The following is a 16,585-nucleotide window of genomic DNA, read 5'->3' as shown; positions in this document are numbered from 1 at the left end:
CCGAAGGGTGGCCGGCCATGCCCGAGGCAGCCCTGGATACCGCCTCCGCCGCACCGGCTCTGCTCGGCTTCCTCGGGGGCGTGGGGACGGTCACCGGAAGCACGTTCCCGGTCGAGAGCGACCATGCGCGGATCCTCCTCGGCTGCGGACTCTTCCAGGGTTTCTCAGAGCTGCGACGACGCAACCGGGAGCGGCTCGACCCGAGGCCGCGGGCATCCACGCCGTCGTGTCTCGACGCCCGTCGTCCCGCGTTCCGAGAGGCCGTTCCGGTCCGCTGACCGGGGCCGTTCGGGCCCGCCGTATGACCCGCGAGGCCCTGCCGGCGCCGCTCGGTCGGGCGGGAGTCTGTGGGGGGAGGGCTGGAGCATGCCATGAGCACCATGACGAAGCTGCCGAACGGACTCCCTCCCCGTAGCAGAGTTCTCGTCGACACACTCGTGTCGGGCGACCTCCCCAGCTGCTCCTGGTCGACCCCGCCGCACCACTGGCGCCTCGGTGCCACGGCGACGGCCGAGGTGCGCGCCCTGGAGTTCGACGGGCAGGCTGTCAGGGAGCGCTGCGAACACAGGACTTCTCCGTCGCAGCGGCGGTGTCCACGGCCGTCGCCGCAGCGATGGCGCGCCGACTCCACACTAAGGAATGAGCGATGGCCTCCCAGCCGTTCACCGTCGCCGATGTCATGACCAAGAAGGTCGTCGCCGTCCTGCCCGGCGCGGATTTCAAGGAGATCGTCGCCGCCATGGAGCGGTGGAGGGTGACCGCCGTCCCCGTCGTCGAGGGGGACGGCCGTGTCGTCGGGGTCGTCTCGGAGGCGGACCTGCTCCTCAAGGAGGAGTTCCACGACCACCGCCTCGGCCTCCTCGAACAGATGCGGCGTCTCGACGCCACGGCGAAGGCCGGGTCCCGACGTGCTCAGGACCTCATGACCTCGCCCGCCGTCACCGTCGCTCCCGACGCGCCGCTGCCTCGGGCAGCCCGGCTCATGGCCGCCCATCGGGTCAAGCGGCTGCCGGTGGTCGACGCGAGCGGGACGATCCAGGGGATCGTGAGCCGGGCCGACCTGCTCAAGGTGTTCCTCCGCCCGGACGAGGATCTCGCGGCGGAGGTACGCCACGACGTCGTCGAGCACCTGTTCCCGCCTCCGCACCCGCACGTGGAGGTCCGTGTCGACGCCGGCGTCGTGACCCTGTCCGGCGAGGTCCACGACAGCGCCCTCGTCCCCCTCGCGGCCCGCCTCGCGCGGGCCGTCGAAGGGGTGGTGGACGTACGGTGGGAGCTCACCGCGAGCGGGTCGTGAGCATGTCCGAGGTCACGGACGCCGATCTGTACGAGGTCACGATGGCGATCTCGTACCCGCGGGAGGGCATGCGGGCGGCGCACGGGCGGTAGGCCCCACGGGTGCTCGGCAGGGCCGGCGCGCCCGAAGGGGCGGGCGGGCGCCGCCACCGGGCTGAGATCGCCGGCTCGGAGCGGACTCCGACGCCTCGTGCGGGAAGGGTGCCTGAATGACGTGGCTTCCGATGCTCGCGGGCGCTGTGCTGGTCCTGCTCATCCTCCGGGACGTGTTCCACACGCTCTGGCACCCGACCCGTCACGGAGGTCTGAGCAGGCTGGTGATGATGTCCATGTGGCGGCTGTCCGCCCGGTTCGGCGCCGGGCGCCGGCCGGCCGGTCTCGCGGGCCCGCTGGGCATGGTGACCGTCTTCGCCGCCTGGGCACTGACCGTGGCCCTGGGGTGGGCGCTCATCTACTGGCCCCACATGCCGGAGAACTTCTCGTACGCCACGGGACTCGTCCCTTCCGAGCACGCCGGCCCGGTGGATGCGCTGTACGTCTCCCTGGTCACCCTGGCCACGCTCGGTCTGGGAGACATCGCGCCGACCTCGGGATGGCTGCGCGTGCTGGCCCCCATGGAGGCCCTGGCGGGATTCGTCCTGCTGTCGGCGACCGTCGCCTGGATCCTCGGTATCTACCCTGCGCTCGCCCGTCGCAGGGCACTGGCGCTACGGCTGTCCCACATCCGCCGCAGCCGGGCCGCCTCCAAGGCCCTCGACTCCGACGGGGGCGCCGCGCTCCTGGACGGACTCGCCTCGGCTCTCTCCGTCGTCACGGTCGACTTCATGCAGTACGCCGAGTCGTACTACTTCCGCGACGGCGACGTGCACACGTCGCTTCCCGAGCAGCTCCGCTACGCCGCCGGTCTGGCCGAACAGGCCGCGGATGCGCGGCACCCGGACGTCCGGCTCTCCGCGTCGGTGCTGCGCACGGCGCTGGAGGACCTGTCCGTCGTGCTCGACGACCGCTTTCTCCGCACAGGAGAAGGCCCGGAACACGTCTTCGCGGCCTACGCCGCCGACCACGGGCGCTCCCCGGGCAGGGAGCCGGACGCTCCTCCCTCGGGCAGCGTCGACGATCGGTGACGGCGTCGCCGCGTGCGCCGCAACTTGTCCGTGCCCCACACGAGGACCGCCCGTGGACGGCGAGCGGCCTCACGTACGGACAACCCATCGGTCCCCGTGCCGAGTTCGCGGCGCAGTCTCGGCAGCGGCTCGCCGGGGTCGAAGGACGGTTCCTCGGTCGGTGAGGTGGCCCGCTCCCTGTGGCTGCGGCTTCCGGCACGGTCAGTCGTCGCCGGCTCCTGGACCGCTGCCCCGGCGGAGCCGGCCGGACCAGACGGGCTCCACCTGCTCCCACTCGCGTTCCCAGGCCGCGAGGCTACGGGCTTGGGTTCCCCGTCGTACGAGGGCGACAGCCGCGGCTCCCGAGGCCCCCACGACACCCGCCGCAGCCGCTCCTCCCGCGAGCGAGGTGAAGGCGCGCTGGGCTGCGTTGCCCGGTGCTCGGGTCTGCCTGCCGGTGTCGTCCACCCAGATCGTCAGGGCGCGGCCTGCGGGCGTCTGCGGAGGAACCTGAATGGTCCCGGACCGCCGGACGTCGTCGGGGTACTCCCATGCGGCGGACGCGAGGGAGTGGGGCTGCGCGCCGTACCGGGTGGCCGAGGACGGATCCACGGCGCGATCGGTGGTCGTCGCCGTCACTCTGTGGCGGTGGGCGGCGAGTTCACGGTCGGCCTCGGCACTCGCCTTCCACAGCACCCCGGCTGCGACAGCGCCGCAGATCACGGCGATCATCGTGACGAAGATCAGGGCAGCGCGGGCGTGCGGTCCTCTCGCGGGTGGGGTGGCCCCACTGCCCGACGGCTCGTGGTGGAGCATGGCGCACCTCCGGGTGGTGGGGTGGCCCCGCCGACGTGTCAGCGGCACCGATCAGTGGGTGGCACCGAGCTCGGTTCCGATGTGATGGGCCCACATCCGGATCATTTCCGGATTGCGGAAGTCTCCGCCCTTGCCTCGGCTCACCATGTGCCGGGCGACCGGATCCGACGTCTCGGCGGTCACGGCGCCGCCGAAGGTGATGTGCTCACGAGCGCCGAGCTTCTTCATCCGCCGGGCGACTCCGCGTACGGGCGGGATGTCGTGCTCCTCTGCGGAACTGTCGACGGGTCCGCTGCTGAACAGCCAGACAGGCCGGTGCCTGAGTTGTTCGGCGTTGCGCCGGGCACACCGCCGGGCCTTGCCGTTCCAGTGCCCGGCGTAGAGGGCCCCACCGAGGACGACCCCGTCGTAGCCACTGACGTCGGTGACGGTGTCGGCGGGAAGCACCACGGCGTCGAAACCGTCGTCCCGGAGCGTCCGGCCGATCTGTTCGGCGATTCCGGCGGTCGCGCCGGCCTTGCTGCCGTAGGCGACCACGACCCGTCGGGTGTTCATGACGACCTTCCCTCATCCGTGGGGTCGGACCGCTTGACGGGGATGCTCCTGGCGGTCCTGGTCTGTTTGTCGGGCATCGGGATGCGGACGGTGAGAATGCCGTCCGCGTAAGCGGCGTCGACGTCGTCCGCGGGAATGGTGGCCGGGAGGCGCACGGTCCTGCGGAACGAGCCGTAGCGGAACTCCGAGTGCTCCTTGTCCTCCGTGCTCTCGCGGTGCTCCGCGCTGACGGTGAGGAGGTTGTCGTCGACGGTGATGCCGATGTCGTCGGCCGGGTCCATTCCCGGCAGTTCGGCGCGCAGTACGTACACGCCGTCCCCGCTGGTCATCTCGATCGGGATGGAGTGGGCGGCCGCGGCGGGACGCCACCCGGGCAGCCCGGGGAACTCCCTGTTGAACCAGTCGTTGAAGTCGGGGAAATGACTGCGCCTGCGCTCGACCTTGCCTCCGGTCATTTTCTGCTCCTGGTGTGTGGGTCCGAGGACGGTCACCGTGGGTGGGTCGCCGCCTTGGACTGCGGACCGGGTCACGGAGCCGGGTCCGACTCCGTATCCCACTCTTCCGCCCGGCCCCGGCACGGTGCAGTGCCCAAGGGGGCCGTCGAGGAGGGCCGAACGGGCCCGACCGGGAAGGGACCGACCGGCCCAAGCACGACGTCACGCGTCTCGCCGGTCCCCCGGTCACGGGGCCACGTCCGACCGGCCCGATTCCGTGAGCGGTACGGATCGCCGCATCGGCCCCATGGCGTTCTCCATGGCCGTCGGCGCCCTCGGTACGGGAGCGGTCTGCCGGACGGGTGCGCGGATCGATCGGGTCGGCGGGCCCCGGTCGGTCCGTACCGGAACGGGACCGGCGAGCCCGGGTCGGCGACGGTCCGCTACGCGCGGCGCGGGAGGGGGACGGTGATCAAGGGGCACATGGCGCGGTGCAGCAGGCCGTGGACCGTGGAGCCCATCCGCATGCCCGAGTAGCCGCCGCGGCCCACGCGACCGACCACCAGAGCCTGGGACTCCTGGGACGCCAGGGCGAGTTGCTCGACAGGATGTCCCCGTACGACCTCTTCGGAGATGCCGACGTCCGGGTACCTCTCCGCCCAGCCCGCCACCGACTCGGCGAGCAGCCGATGCCGCTCGGCCAGGCCCTCTTCGCCGTCGTCACGCGCGAGAACGGAACGGGGCCAGACCCAGACGGCCCGCAGCCGTACCTCGCGCAGGCTCGCCTCCTCGACGGCGAAGGCGACCGCGGCCCGTGAGGACTCGCTTCCGTCCACGCCGACGACGAGGGTCGGTGGGTGTACGGCGGTGTGCTCAGGTGCGCGGACCACGACGACGGGACAGTCGGCCCGCGCAGTGAGCGGGACGGCCACAGAGCTCTCGCTGAACATCTCGGCCGCCCTGCCGAGACGGCGCGAGCCCACGACGACGAGCGCGGCACGCGCCGCCATGTCGCGCAGCGCGGCCGCCGGCACACCGTTCACCAGGTCCGTCGCGATCCGCAGACCGTCGTGCAGTTCGCGAGCGAGGTCCTCCGCATTGGCGATCGCCGACTCCGCACGCATGCGCAGGGCGCTCTGGTGGGCGAGCGCGTCGTAACGCAACCCGTCGTGGACCGGCGGTACGGCGACGACCAGGCGCAGCGCCAGCCCTTTTCGTACGGCCTCGTCGGCGGCCCAGACGAGAGCCGGGATCGACTGCTCCTGGGGGTCGACTCCGAGCAGTATCTCGTTCACGTCTCCTCATCCCGGGTGGCGAAGGCGGGTGGGACGATCTCCACCGGGCAGTGGGCGTGGTGGAGCAGGGTGTGCGCGACGCGGCCCAGGGACGGGCCCGCGCCGAAGGCATGGTGTTCTCTGCCCATCACGAGCAGATCGGTGTGGGCGCTCGCCTCCACCAGGATCCCGGGCGTGCTCGTGCCCGTCTCGACGTGGTGATTGACGATCAGCTGCGGATGGAACCCACGCACCAGCTCGGCCAGGGCCTTGGTCTCACGCACACGTCGCCGCGCCATCTCGTCGAGATCGTCGAGCATGGTCGCGACACTGCCGACGTGCGCGAGGACGTTCCAGACACTCACCAGGCGCAACGCCGCCTTGCGGGCATCCGCCTCGGCAGCCGCGACGAGCAGCCAGCCGAGATCCGAAGCGCCGTGCACGGCTGCTGTCACCGAGCCGAACTCGGGGCGGTCACCGTCACCACGCACGACGATCACGGGCACCTTCGCCCGCGCCGCCACACCGAGACCGACCGAACCCAGCATGAGGGAGGCGAAGCCGCCGAGGCCCCTGCTGCCCACCACGATCGTGCCCGTGTCGCCGGCGGAGTCCCGAAGGCCGGAGACCGGTTCCCGACGGCTGAGCTCCCTGGTGACGGGGAGAGCCGGATAGCGCTCCTGGACGGCGTTCGCCGTCTCGATCAGCAGGTCGCGGCCCGCTTCACGCACCGCCTGGATCGTCTCGGCGGCGGCGAACAGGGCACGCCGGTCGGTGTCGGCGGCGTGGACGAGGTGCAGGGGGCGGCCACGGCGCTCCGCCTCGGCGGCGGCCCAGAGAGCGGCCGTCCTGGCGGACGGGGATCCGTCGACCCCGACGATGACGTTTCCGAGCTCCGTCCTGGGGATCTCGCTGGTCATGGCTCCTCCTCGGGCGCACGTCCCGGGCTCGGGAAGGCGATTCGCAGGGCGACGCCTTCCACACTGACGCCTGGCCTGGCCTCCTGGGGATGGGCCCTTCGGCCCCGATCCAGTCCTGTCGGCCCCTGTCCCGGAGACGACCGGGGCGGGACGCCGGCAGTCGAATCCGGTACGGAGCCAAGGCGAGGAGGCTCGTCACGACGGCCCGGGCCACCGCCGGTCCGGACGGCTCAAGGCCGCCTCCCGGTGATCGACCGAGGCGCTGTCGGGGCGGTTGCTTTCATCAACCGTCTGCCTCCGTGGACACATCGTGGTGCTGGGGGACGACGGCGACCGGGCACGATGCATGGTGCAGTGCGCGATGGGCGACCTTCCCCAGCCCCGTGCCGACGATGCCGTTCCGCCGTCTCGCCCCGACCACCAGCAGGTCGGCGGCGGCGGAACGCTTCACGAGCATCTTGTGGGCCGGTCCTTCGACCGTGCTCCTTCGCAGGCGCACCTGCGGATGGTCGCGGACCACCGCCTCGAGCGCCTTGTCGAGCAGGTCGGACGCCCGTCCCTCGAAGTACGGCCCCGCTTCACCCGTCAGGAGCGGATGGTCGACCGACTCGGGAGGCGGCCGTCGCCAGGTGCGGACGACATCGAGTTCCGCGTTCCGAGCCGCCGCCTCGCGAAAGGCGAAGCGTACGGCCGGCGCGTCGACGTCGTGGTCGCCGATGCCCAGCAGGACCCTGTCGTGGCGTGCTTCCAGGGCTTGCCGGTCGCCTCGGACGACGACGACCAGGCAGTGGGACCGAGAGGCGACGACGAGGCCGACGGATCCCAGCAGAAGGTCGGCGAGCTCCCCCCGGCCCCGAGAGCCGACGACCAGGGCCACGGCCTCGCGCCCCTCCCTGAGCAGCGCACTCGACGCGTCCTCGGCGAGGACCGCCGTCGTGACGGCAAGGTCGGGTGCGCGGCGACCGGCCCGCTCCGCCGCCACGCTGACGATGTTCTCGGCGAGCACCTGCCCCGAGGGCCGGTCCGCGGTCCAGGCCGGCGCGGTCCCTTCGTAGCGCTCCCACAGCGAGGCGTGGACGATGCGCAGCGGAAGGCCGTGCCGTACCGCTTCGTCGACGGCCCAGTCCGCCGCCGTGAGACTGGCGTCGGAACCGTCGACTCCAACCACCAGCGGGGTCTCCATGGTCCCCACCGCCTTTCCGGGTGTGAGGTGGCCTGCTCCCACGCTCGCATCCCGCCGCGGACCAGGGCTAGGGCCGGTCGGTACCACCGGCGCCCCAGGCCCGCCGTCATGGGGCCGACCGTCCCCGAAGGGGACCATTCGGCACTGCCTGCGGGAGCGGCGGGCGGGTGAGGGTGAGAAATGCCGGGCCGGGGGCTCCCCGGGGCGGAAGGAGTGCGTGATGCGTCATCGCAGGATCGGCGAGCTGATGACCCGTGAGGTGGTGAGCGTCCGCGGCGAAGCGCCGTTCAAGGAGATCGTGCGGGTGCTCTCCGAGCGCCGGGTGACCGCGGTCCCGGTGGTGGACGGCGCGAATCAGGTGATCGGGGTGGTGTCGGAAGGGGATCTGCTGCGCAAGACCGCCGACCAGGCCGCCGCGCCGGGCGACCGTCCTGCCGTGCCGGGTCTTGAGGCGTGGGAGCGGGCGAAGGCCGAGGGGACGCGTGCCGAGGAGCTGATGTCGGCGCCGGTTGTGTGCGCCCGCCCGGACTGGACCGTGGTGGAGGCGGCACGGCTGATGGAGGTGCAGGGCGTCAAGCGTCTCGTCGTCGTCGACGACGAGGACCGGCTCGTGGGCATCGTGAGCCGACGGGACCTCCTGGGGATCTTCCTCCGTGACGACGGCGACATCCGCCGCGAGATCCGCGACGACCTGCTCCGCGACACGCTGAACCTCGATCCGGCCACCCTCACGGTCGAGGTGCGGAGCGGTCGTGTGCAGATCGACGGCCGGTTGCCGTTCCGAGGCATGATCCCGGCCATCGAGCGCATGTGCGCCACGGTCGACGGGGTGGTCTCGGTCTCCACCCGAATCTCGTACGACACGGACGACACGGACGACACACGGGGCCTGCGGACGAGGAGGTGAACGGCCATGACCACACGCGGCATCGTGGTCGGTCTGGACGGTACGGCCGAGAGTGCGGCGGCCGCGGAGTGGGCGGCACAGGAGGCGCTGCTGCGCGGCACCGTCATGCGCCTCGTGCATGTGATGGAGCCGCGGCCGGAGGACATCCTGCACGAGGGGGCCCCGGTGACGAGAGAGAAGTGGGCCGAAGATCTGCTGACGAGGTCCGCGACCGCCCTGCGCGCACGCCATGCCGGGCTCCCGGTCACGACCCGACTGATGCCGCCGAGCCCTGTTCAGGGCCTCGTCGCCGCGGGGAGCGAGGCCGATCTGCTGGTCCTCGGCTCGCGCGCGCTGGGCAGGGTCGCGGGGTCCGTCATCGGTTCGGTCGGCCTCTCCGTGGTCGGGCGGGTCGTACAGCCTGTGGTCCTTGTGCGGGCGGCGGGCGATGCCACCACGCACGGACAGGTGCTCGTCGGGCTCGACGTACGGCAGCCGTGCGACAGCGTGCTCGCGTTCGCGTTCGACGCGGCGGCTCGGAGACAGGCCGCCGTGAACGCCGTGTACACACAGCAGATCCCGCTCTACGCGACGTTGGGGCCGACGGTCGTACCGGACATGCGGCTCTCCGTGGCCGCGGAGATCGGGCATTGGCTCAGCGAGATGATGGAGCCGTGGCAGACGAAGTACCCGGATGTCGACGCCACCTGTCATGTAGTGGCCGGATCGGCGGGTCAGGAGCTCGTCCGGGCCTCGGCCGACGCGGATCTCGTGGTGGTCGGCCGGCGCACCCCTCGTTCCCCGCTCGGCGCGCACATCGGGCACGTGGCGCACGCGGTCCTGCACCACAGCCCTGCCCCGGTCGCCCTCGTTCCGCACGACTGATCCAGCACGATCGATCCACCTGGTCGGCCGGTCGACGGAGGTCCGGCCGATCACTCGTCGCCGGTCGACGGACGTCCGGCCCGTCGGCCGTCGGAGGTCGCGGGGACGGCCGAGCGCGTCGGATCGGCGACGGGTGTGGTCGGGGGGCGGGTGGTCGGGGCGGCGGGTGGTCCGGGGGGCGGGTGGTCCCGGCGGCTTCGTCCGGGCGGCGCGTGGTCCGGGGGCGGGTGCCCCCGGCGGCTTCGTCCGGGCCTCGTGATGCGGACGATCGAGGCGCCGTCGCCGCCGTACGACGCTCGTGTGCCGGATTGGGTCCTTCGGCCCCCCGACCGGGCCTGGGTGGCCGTAGCGTGCGGTTCGTCCGGGGTCTCGTATGGAAGGCATGAACAGCGACCAGCCACTCCTCGAAGCCACCGGTGTACGCAAGATCTACCGGACCGGCTCCGTGACGGTCACCGCCCTGCTCGACCTGGACCTCGTCGTGCGCCGCGGAGAACTGGTGGGGGTCATGGGCCCGTCCGGGTCCGGCAAGACCACTCTGCTGAACTGCTTGTCCGGCCTGGACGACATCGACGGCGGCCGGGTGGTGGTGGAAGGCCATGACCTCTTCGCGCTGTCGGACGCCGCACGCACGGAGCACAGGGCCCGGACGATGGGCTTCGTCTTCCAGGCGTTCAACCTCATCCCGGTCTTCTCCGCGGTGGAGAACGTCGAACTCCCCCTGCTGCTCGTGGGCACGCGGCCGCGCGAAGCACGCCGAAGAGCGCTGGCCATGCTCGACCGGGTGGGCCTCGGCCACCGGGTCGAGCACCGGCCGAGCGAGATGTCCGGCGGTGAGCAGCAGCGGGTGACCATCGCCCGCGCCCTGGCCGGACGCCCGGCCATCGTGTGGGCGGACGAACCCACCGGCAACCTCGACAGCGCGATGGCCGACCAGGTCATGGACCTGCTGTGCGAGCTCAACCGGGACGAGGACCAGACGATCGTGCTGGTCACGCACGACGCCACGATCGGCGCCCGCGTGCCACGGCTGATCCGGATGCGCGACGGACGCCTGGTCGACGACGTCCCCCAGCGCACCCCCTCCCCTGACACCGTCAGCGATGTCCCCCTGGGCTGACCATGTATCCGAACCTGCTGGCTCCGCTGCTCATCGCCCTGGCGTGCGCCCTCGCGGGCCTCGTTCTGGTCGCCGTCCGTCAGCCGGTGTCACGGCGGCTGGCCTTCCGGCAACTCGCCCGCCGACGTACCGAGGCCGCCCTGGTGATCGGCGGATCGGTGCTCGGAACGGCCATCATCATCGGGGCCCTGGTCGTTGGCGACACCCTGAACTTCTCCGTACGCCAGGAGGCGTACCGAACCCTGGGACCGGTGGACGAGCGCGTCGTCGCGCCGCCCGGCCCGGCAGGACGTACCGTCACCGAACGGCTGGCCGCGTTGGCCGACTCCCCCGACGTCGACGGCGTCCTGAACGCCAAGGCCACCCAGGCGTCGGCCGTCGGCCGCACCGACAGCCGCACGGTCGCCGAACCACGCGTACTGGCCTGGCAGATGGACTTCAAGGAGGCATCCCGCTTCGGCGCGCCGGGCGGCGACCCCGGGCTCGGAGGACCGAATCCGGAGCCTGGCCAGGTCGTCATCAACGAACCGCTTGCCCGGTCCTTGCGGGTTCGGGCCGGAGAGCCGATCACCTTGTACCTGTTCGGCACACCGCAGACATACCGGGTGGACCGGGTGGTGCCGGAGCAGGGCCTGGCCGGTGTGGGCCTGGGCGGCAGACTGAACCGCGACGCGTTCCTGGCTCCCGGAACGCTGGACTCCGCCGCGCGGGCCGCCGGAGCGGAGCCCCGCTCGGTCACGTTCGTGTCCAACCGCGGAGGCGTCGAGAGCGGTGACGCCCTGACCGCCCGGGTGACGGCGGACATCCGCCAGGCGCTGGGCCCTCTCTCCGGCCAGGCGGCGATCGAGACCCCGAAGCACACGGTGCTGCGCGACGCCAAGCAGGCTGGGGACTCCCTCGGCGCGCTGTTCCTCATGATCGGCAGCTTCAGCATCATCGCGGGCGCGCTGCTGCTGGTGAACATCTTCGTCATGCTGGGCGAGGAGCGGAAGTCCCAGATGGGAATGGTGCGCGCCGTCGGCATGAAGCGCTCGCGCCTGGTCGGGTCCTTCACCCTCGAAGGCGCCGCGTACGCCCTGCTGTCCGCGGTGCCGGGCGTGGCAATCGGCGTCGGTGTCGGCTGGGGCGTCGCCGTGGTGGCGGCGGAGATCTTCCGCGGCTGGTCGGTCGGCGGGAGCAGCATCCGGATCGCCTTCGCCGTCACGCCCACCAGCATCCTCAACGGACTGGCCCTCGGCCTGCTCATCGCCCTCGCCGCGGTCCTCGCGACCAGCGTGCGCATCAGCAGGTTCAACATCATCGCCGCCATCCGAGACCTCCCGGCGTCGCCCGGACGACGGCCGCGTCGCCGGCTGCTGATCGTGTCCAGCACCCTGGCTGTGCTGTGCGCACTCGTGGCCGTCCCGGCCGTGGCACGCAGCCAGCCGGACGCGACGTACCTCATGCCTGCGCTCGCCCTCGCCTTCGCGACTCCGGCGCTGCTGCGCGTCCTCCCCCGTCACGCGACCACCACGCTGGTCGCCGGAGCCGTACTGCTCTGGACGCTGCTGGCGCCCGTCGTACGTCCCCGGATCTTCGACACGCCTTCGATGTCGGTGTACGTGATCCAGGGCGCACTGGCCGCCTTCTCCGCGGTGGTTCTCGTCAGCGACAACCAGAGGACGCTGCTCCGTCCGGTGCGCGGGTTCCTGGAGAAGCCGTCGGAGTCGGGGCTGGCGGCGCGGCTGGCCGTCGCGTACCCGCTGGCCAAACGGTTCCGGACCGGTGCGACTCTGGTGATGTACACGCTGATCGTGTTCGTCCTCGTCCTCCTGACGGAGATCTCGGGCGTCCTCCGCGCCGGCGTCGACGGAGTCGTCGCCGATGCCACGGCCGGCTACTCCCTCCGGCTCGACTACAACCCCCAGGTCGCGGGCGACCGGCTCGCGGCGGAGCTGCGCAACGGCCCATCGGCCGCCGGGATCTCCGCCGTCACACCGCTATTGAACGCCACCGGCCGTGCCACCGACCCGGGGAACCGCAGCACCCAGCCTCTCGATGTCGCCGCTGTCGGGGTGCCCGATGGCTCCATCACCGGTATCACCTTCCGCGAGCGGCTGACCGGTCTCGCGGACGATCCGGCGGTGTGGCGTGCCCTCGCCGCCGACCCCCGCTACGTCGTTCTCGACGGGTTCTTCGGTAGCACGGGTGGACCGGCCGGCGACTACTACGACCCAGGTGACACCCTCACGCTGACGGATCCCCGTACGGGCCGCAGCGAGCAGAAGGTCATCGCGGGTGTGCTCGACAACGGCCGGGTCTTCTATCCGGGCACCGGCGCCAGTTCGACGACGTATCCCGTCGTGATGGGCGAGGGCGGCATGCGCGGACTCTTCGGCGACCAGGCCCAGAACGCGTCCGCTCTCGTCAGAACCCGGCCCGGAACATCCCCCGACGCGCTGGCACCCCAACTGCAGGGCGAACAGCTGTCGTCCAGCCTGGTCGCCACGCCGATCGCCTCCGACATACGCCGGCAGTTCGACTCCAGCACCGCCTTCTTCCGGCTCATGCAGGGCTTCCTCGCCCTGGGCCTCGGCGTCGGCATCACCGGTCTCGGAGTCGTCATGGTCCGGGCCGTACGCGAACGCCGTCGCACCATCGGGATCCTGCGGGGACTCGGCTTCCAGGCCAGGACCGTGCAGCGGTCGTTCCTGTGGGAGAGCGCCTTCGTCGCGGTGGAGGGCATCGTGCTCGGATCCCTGCTGGGGGTGCTGACGACCTGGCTGATGTACCAGAACAGCGCTGCGTTCGAGGGCCTCGAAGGCGGGTTCCCCGTCGAATGGGCCGGCGTCGGCGGACTGGCGGCAGCCACCTTCGCCGCATCACTCCTGGCCACGATCGGACCGGCACGCCGCGCGGCAGCGATCCGCCCCGCACTCGCCGTTCGCGTCGCCGAATAACGAGCGGCCCGGGTCCGACCGGGGCCACCTCCGTGCAAGGCACGTACACCTATGCCGTCGGATTGCGTGCCGTGTCGGTGCGGAGCAGTGGCAGGTGCTCGCGGCCGCGCGTCGATCCGATCCAGGCGGAACGTGCCGGAATAGCGCCCGAAGGATGAACGGCCCTGCCCCGGCTCCTGGCCGCACGAGGCAGCCGGAAGGGCCGGTCACAGGGTTGATGGGTCCGCGGACGGCGCGGGCGGCGAGCGCGGCCCCGGTGCAGGTGGCGCTGGCCGCGGAGCAAGCGTCCGCGCGGCAACCCAGCGGTGTCGCGGTTCTGGCGGTTGGGGCATTCAGGCACTGCCTGAAGAGCTGTTCGGGGGAGCAGCGAGTGTCGCGCACAGGAGGGTCGCAGGTGCGGCTCCTACGTTCGACTTCCATGACGTACGCACCGAGCGATCCCGGCTCCGGCCCCACCCGTCGCACCACGCTTGCCGGGCTCGTCGGCGGGGCCGTGCTGACCGCCGGGTGCACCCGGTCGGGAACTGCGCCCGCGAATGCGCCCGCCCTCGCTCCCTCGGAGTCGGCTGCCGGCCCCACAGCCGGAGCCACGCCCGGCGTGATGACACTGTTCAAGGATCCGGCCTTCAATTTCAACGGGCTCTGGGCACTCGGCGCGTCCGCATTCCGTGCCGCCGAGGTGGGCGAGGTGCTCACCGCCGTGAACGCGATCAACAAGGCCGGCCTCTCGGCCCAGACGTAGACCGATACCTTCAGGAGACTCGGCGATCAGCTCCTGACGTCGCCCCAGGGCTTCACGCACGACCCGGAGACCATGCGCTTCCGTGCCCTGCGGGCCGCGCAGTACTACGGCCAGGCGCTGTTCTTCGTCCTGGGCTCCGACGACCCGGGCAAGGAGCAGCAGCTGTACAGGGCTGGGCGCGGCGCCTGGGACAAGTTCTGCGGCCTGTGCGACCCGGCGCCGGTGAAGGCGAAGGCCCCGTACGGGACGAAGCCGTTGCCGGTGTGGTACTTCCGGCCGGACACCTCGGGCGAGCGGCGCCCCACCGTGATCCTCACGAACGGCAGCGACGGGCAGAACGTCGACATGTGGACCTACGGCGTCCCGACCGCTCTGGCGCGCGGCTGGAACGCCCTGGTGTACGACGGGCCGGGCCAGGGGCAGTTGCTCTGCAGCTGCGACGATCAAGAAGCGCATTGAGCCCTTCTCTCTGCCGGCGATGCTCGACGCCCGCAAGGGCAAGGTGTTCACCGACTTCTGGACCCCCGCCAAATTCATCGAATCGATGAACATCACGAATGTCGTCAGCCGCATCGAGGTGCCCACACTGCTCTACGACTACGAGTACGAGCAGTTCTATCCCGGCCAGACGCGCCAGATGTTCGACAAGCTGACCGGTGCCTCCAGGTTCCTGGCGAAGTTCGACGCGACCACCGGCGGGCAGCTGCACTGTTCTCCGATGGCCCCACAGCAGCACTGCGATCTTGTCTTCGACTGGCTGCAGGATGAGCTCTCCGGCAACTGACGCAGCCAACACGGGCAGGTTCTTGCGGAGTTCGAAGGCCGCGTACCTCCGCTGCAGTCGCGGGGCCGGTGGATACGGGACGCCATCCTGGTTGCTTTCACTCCTCTTCGCCGGCGGGGCCGTCGCGGCGGTGGTCGGCGACCTCCTCGGCCAGTTCGACAGCCTGACCTGAGATGCCTGCTGGGCCGACCGTGTCTCGCAGCCGCATCAGCCCTCGCCCGGCTCCGCGACATGGGCCAGGGACGGTGGGATCTGTGCAGCCTGCATCACGTTCTGAGGCTCGTGCGGCGATTCCCTCCGGGCCAGCAGCTCTGTCAGGGCGGACATCGCGCGCAGGCTGCCGTGGTGCAGGAGGTCATGGCCCTGGCCGTCGAAGGTGATCTCGGCCTCCTGGAGCTGTTGCGCGACGTCTTCGACCTTGGCGTAAAGGGGTGAATTGGACGGCACGTTCACGACCTTCCCACCGATGATGATCAGTCCGCCGTCGTCGTCCACCGCACCAAGACGATCTGCGGTGCCATCGAAGAAGATGATCGCCGGTCGCCGATACACACTGAGCCTGGCCGTCCGCCCAACGGGGTCAATGTACAGAATCTTGACCCGCAGCCTTGGCCCCGTGGGATCGAACGGGTCCTTGCGGACGAACTCGTCGCCCTTCCGTAGATCCCGCCTGCCGCTGGTCGCCGTGAGGAGATACGACCTGCCGTTGTAGAACTCGTGCACCAGCACACATGGCTCGGGAATCGCCGCGTCCCAGCGCTCTCTGACACGAAGTTCGAAGAAGTACCGTCCGACCCTGGCGCACAGGTGCCCGGCGAGGTCACGTCTGTGGAGCGGCCGCAGGTCGACAATCGTGTCGGACTCCGTTTCGGCCGCCTGCCAGGCCCGTTCGAGCCGGCCCCTCCCCCACATGTTGGCGGCATTGAGGCCCGGGCCGACCCTCCAGATCACCCATCCACTGCTGTCGAGCTCCGTGAAGACCGGATGGGGCGCCATGTATACCCCGCGGGTACTCATGATGTCCCACTTGTCCCCGTACTCGAGACCTCCGCCGAAAGCCAATGATGCCGCTCGAAGTGGAGGCGCTGTAGTACATGATGCGGTCGCCACTGAGTGCAGTGATCTGCGTCAATCCTTCGCGAATCCACCTGCCAGGATGGGCGTGACCTCTTTGATCACGTTGTTGGGTGTGACGGAGCAGACCGATCCCCGCCCGGTGGTGGCGCTGTAGAAGAGAATACGATCACCGCTGAGTGCAGTGATCTGCGACCAGTCCTTTGCGAAACCACCCGGGGGGATGACGGTGACGTCACCGATGGCGTTGCTGTAATCAATAGAAGACGACTCCACGCCCGGCGGAACGACCGTAGAAAAGGATGCGGTCGCCGCTGAGTCCGACAATTTGTGTCCAGTCACTCGCGAAACTGCCCGCAGGAATGATGGTGAGGCCTTTGGTGGCATTGCTGGAATCAATGGAACCGATGACTCCACGCGCTGCAGAGGCACCGTAGTACAGGATGCGATCCGACGTGACGTAGCCCTCCTGGACTGCGCGCGCCTGCCGTCGCCAGCCACCCCCGGCCTCCTGCCGACAGCTACCGCTCGTCGAAGCGCGCGTCCCCATTGGCGGCGCCATCACCTCTGGGAC

General features: G+C 70.7%; 18 protein-coding genes. 10 read left to right on the top strand and 8 right to left on the bottom strand.

The genetic code is table 11. From position 1 onward, the window contains the following. Positions 1-17: 17 nt before the first annotated feature. From ACFQ7Q_RS00715 to ACFQ7Q_RS00705, 3 genes are all read left to right on the top strand, one after another. A complete protein-coding gene (locus ACFQ7Q_RS00715; RefSeq protein ID WP_383547819.1) occupies positions 18-278 on the top strand; it encodes a hypothetical protein in 261 nt (86 codons plus the stop codon). Positions 279-646: 368 nt separating this feature from the next. Then, positions 647-1,297, top strand: coding sequence for a CBS domain-containing protein (locus tag ACFQ7Q_RS00710; protein ID WP_383547816.1), 651 nt, complete (start codon positions 647-649; stop codon positions 1,295-1,297). A 208-nt stretch (positions 1,298-1,505) separates the two neighbouring features. Beyond that, positions 1,506-2,420, top strand: coding sequence for a potassium channel family protein (locus ACFQ7Q_RS00705; RefSeq protein ID WP_383547813.1), 915 nt, complete (start codon positions 1,506-1,508; stop codon positions 2,418-2,420). Between the two features lie 201 nt (positions 2,421-2,621). Here ACFQ7Q_RS00705 and ACFQ7Q_RS00700 read toward each other — a convergent pair whose 3' ends face one another. From ACFQ7Q_RS00700 to ACFQ7Q_RS00675, 6 genes are all read right to left on the bottom strand, one after another. Continuing rightward, a complete protein-coding gene (locus tag ACFQ7Q_RS00700) occupies positions 2,622-3,215 on the bottom strand; it encodes a hypothetical protein (RefSeq protein WP_383547810.1) in 594 nt (197 codons plus the stop codon). A gap of 51 nt (positions 3,216-3,266) precedes the next feature. Further along, positions 3,267-3,770 (bottom strand): flavodoxin domain-containing protein, encoded by a 504-nt coding sequence (locus tag ACFQ7Q_RS00695; protein WP_383547807.1) that lies wholly within the window; start codon positions 3,768-3,770, stop codon positions 3,267-3,269. Beyond that, on the bottom strand, positions 3,767-4,225 hold the full coding sequence (locus tag ACFQ7Q_RS00690; protein WP_383547804.1) for an Hsp20/alpha crystallin family protein: 459 nt from the start codon (positions 4,223-4,225) through the stop codon (positions 3,767-3,769). Before ACFQ7Q_RS00690 ends, ACFQ7Q_RS00695 begins: the two co-directional genes overlap by 4 nt. A gap of 422 nt (positions 4,226-4,647) precedes the next feature. After that, positions 4,648-5,499: a universal stress protein gene (locus ACFQ7Q_RS00685; RefSeq protein ID WP_383547801.1), complete on the bottom strand. Its 852-nt coding sequence runs from the start codon at positions 5,497-5,499 to the stop codon at positions 4,648-4,650. Next, a complete protein-coding gene (locus tag ACFQ7Q_RS00680) occupies positions 5,496-6,398 on the bottom strand; it encodes a universal stress protein (protein WP_383547798.1) in 903 nt (300 codons plus the stop codon). The genes ACFQ7Q_RS00685 and ACFQ7Q_RS00680 overlap by 4 nt, the downstream gene beginning before the upstream one ends. Positions 6,399-6,681: 283 nt before the next feature. Beyond that, positions 6,682-7,581 carry a universal stress protein gene (locus ACFQ7Q_RS00675; RefSeq protein WP_383547795.1) on the bottom strand — a complete coding sequence of 300 codons (900 nt, stop codon included), beginning with the start codon at positions 7,579-7,581 and terminating at the stop codon, positions 6,682-6,684. A gap of 220 nt (positions 7,582-7,801) precedes the next feature. On the opposite strand from ACFQ7Q_RS00675, the gene ACFQ7Q_RS00670 reads away from it, so the two are divergent. The 7 genes from ACFQ7Q_RS00670 to ACFQ7Q_RS00640 all read left to right on the top strand — a co-directional run bounded on the left by ACFQ7Q_RS00670 (position 7,802) and on the right by ACFQ7Q_RS00640 (position 14,937). Beyond that, on the top strand, positions 7,802-8,488 hold the full coding sequence (locus ACFQ7Q_RS00670) for a CBS domain-containing protein (protein WP_383547793.1): 687 nt from the start codon (positions 7,802-7,804) through the stop codon (positions 8,486-8,488). Between the two features lie 6 nt (positions 8,489-8,494). Then, positions 8,495-9,352, top strand: a complete 858-nt coding sequence (locus tag ACFQ7Q_RS00665; RefSeq protein WP_383547790.1) for a universal stress protein — start codon at positions 8,495-8,497, stop codon at positions 9,350-9,352. Positions 9,353-9,734: 382 nt separating this feature from the next. Beyond that, positions 9,735-10,472, top strand: a complete 738-nt coding sequence (locus ACFQ7Q_RS00660; protein ID WP_383547788.1) for an ABC transporter ATP-binding protein — start codon at positions 9,735-9,737, stop codon at positions 10,470-10,472. A gap of 2 nt (positions 10,473-10,474) precedes the next feature. After that, positions 10,475-13,411, top strand: a complete 2,937-nt coding sequence (locus ACFQ7Q_RS00655) for an FtsX-like permease family protein (RefSeq protein ID WP_383547785.1) — start codon at positions 10,475-10,477, stop codon at positions 13,409-13,411. Positions 13,412-13,829: 418 nt separating this feature from the next. Continuing rightward, entirely contained in the window at positions 13,830-14,153 is a 324-nt protein-coding gene (locus tag ACFQ7Q_RS00650; RefSeq protein WP_383547782.1) for a hypothetical protein, read from the top strand. A gap of 72 nt (positions 14,154-14,225) precedes the next feature. Next, complete coding sequence (locus ACFQ7Q_RS00645) at positions 14,226-14,612, top strand: alpha/beta hydrolase family protein (RefSeq protein WP_383547779.1); 387 nt, start codon at positions 14,226-14,228, stop codon at positions 14,610-14,612. 19 nt (positions 14,613-14,631) lie between these two features. Beyond that, a complete protein-coding gene (locus ACFQ7Q_RS00640; RefSeq protein WP_383547777.1) occupies positions 14,632-14,937 on the top strand; it encodes a hypothetical protein in 306 nt (101 codons plus the stop codon). A 207-nt stretch (positions 14,938-15,144) separates the two neighbouring features. On the opposite strand, the gene ACFQ7Q_RS00635 is transcribed toward ACFQ7Q_RS00640, so the two are convergent. Both ACFQ7Q_RS00635 and ACFQ7Q_RS00630 read right to left on the bottom strand, forming a co-directional pair. After that, positions 15,145-15,933 (bottom strand): hypothetical protein, encoded by a 789-nt coding sequence (locus ACFQ7Q_RS00635; RefSeq protein ID WP_383547774.1) that lies wholly within the window; start codon positions 15,931-15,933, stop codon positions 15,145-15,147. Positions 15,934-16,065: 132 nt separating this feature from the next. Beyond that, entirely contained in the window at positions 16,066-16,443 is a 378-nt protein-coding gene (locus ACFQ7Q_RS00630) for a hypothetical protein (RefSeq protein ID WP_383547771.1), read from the bottom strand. Between the last annotated feature and the right edge of the window lie 142 nt (positions 16,444-16,585).

It is taken from the genome of Streptomyces sp. NPDC056527 (assembly GCF_042794475.1).
GTDB lineage: Bacteria > Actinomycetota > Actinomycetes > Streptomycetales > Streptomycetaceae > Streptomyces.
This window is presented reverse-complemented; position numbering and strand designations above follow the sequence as displayed.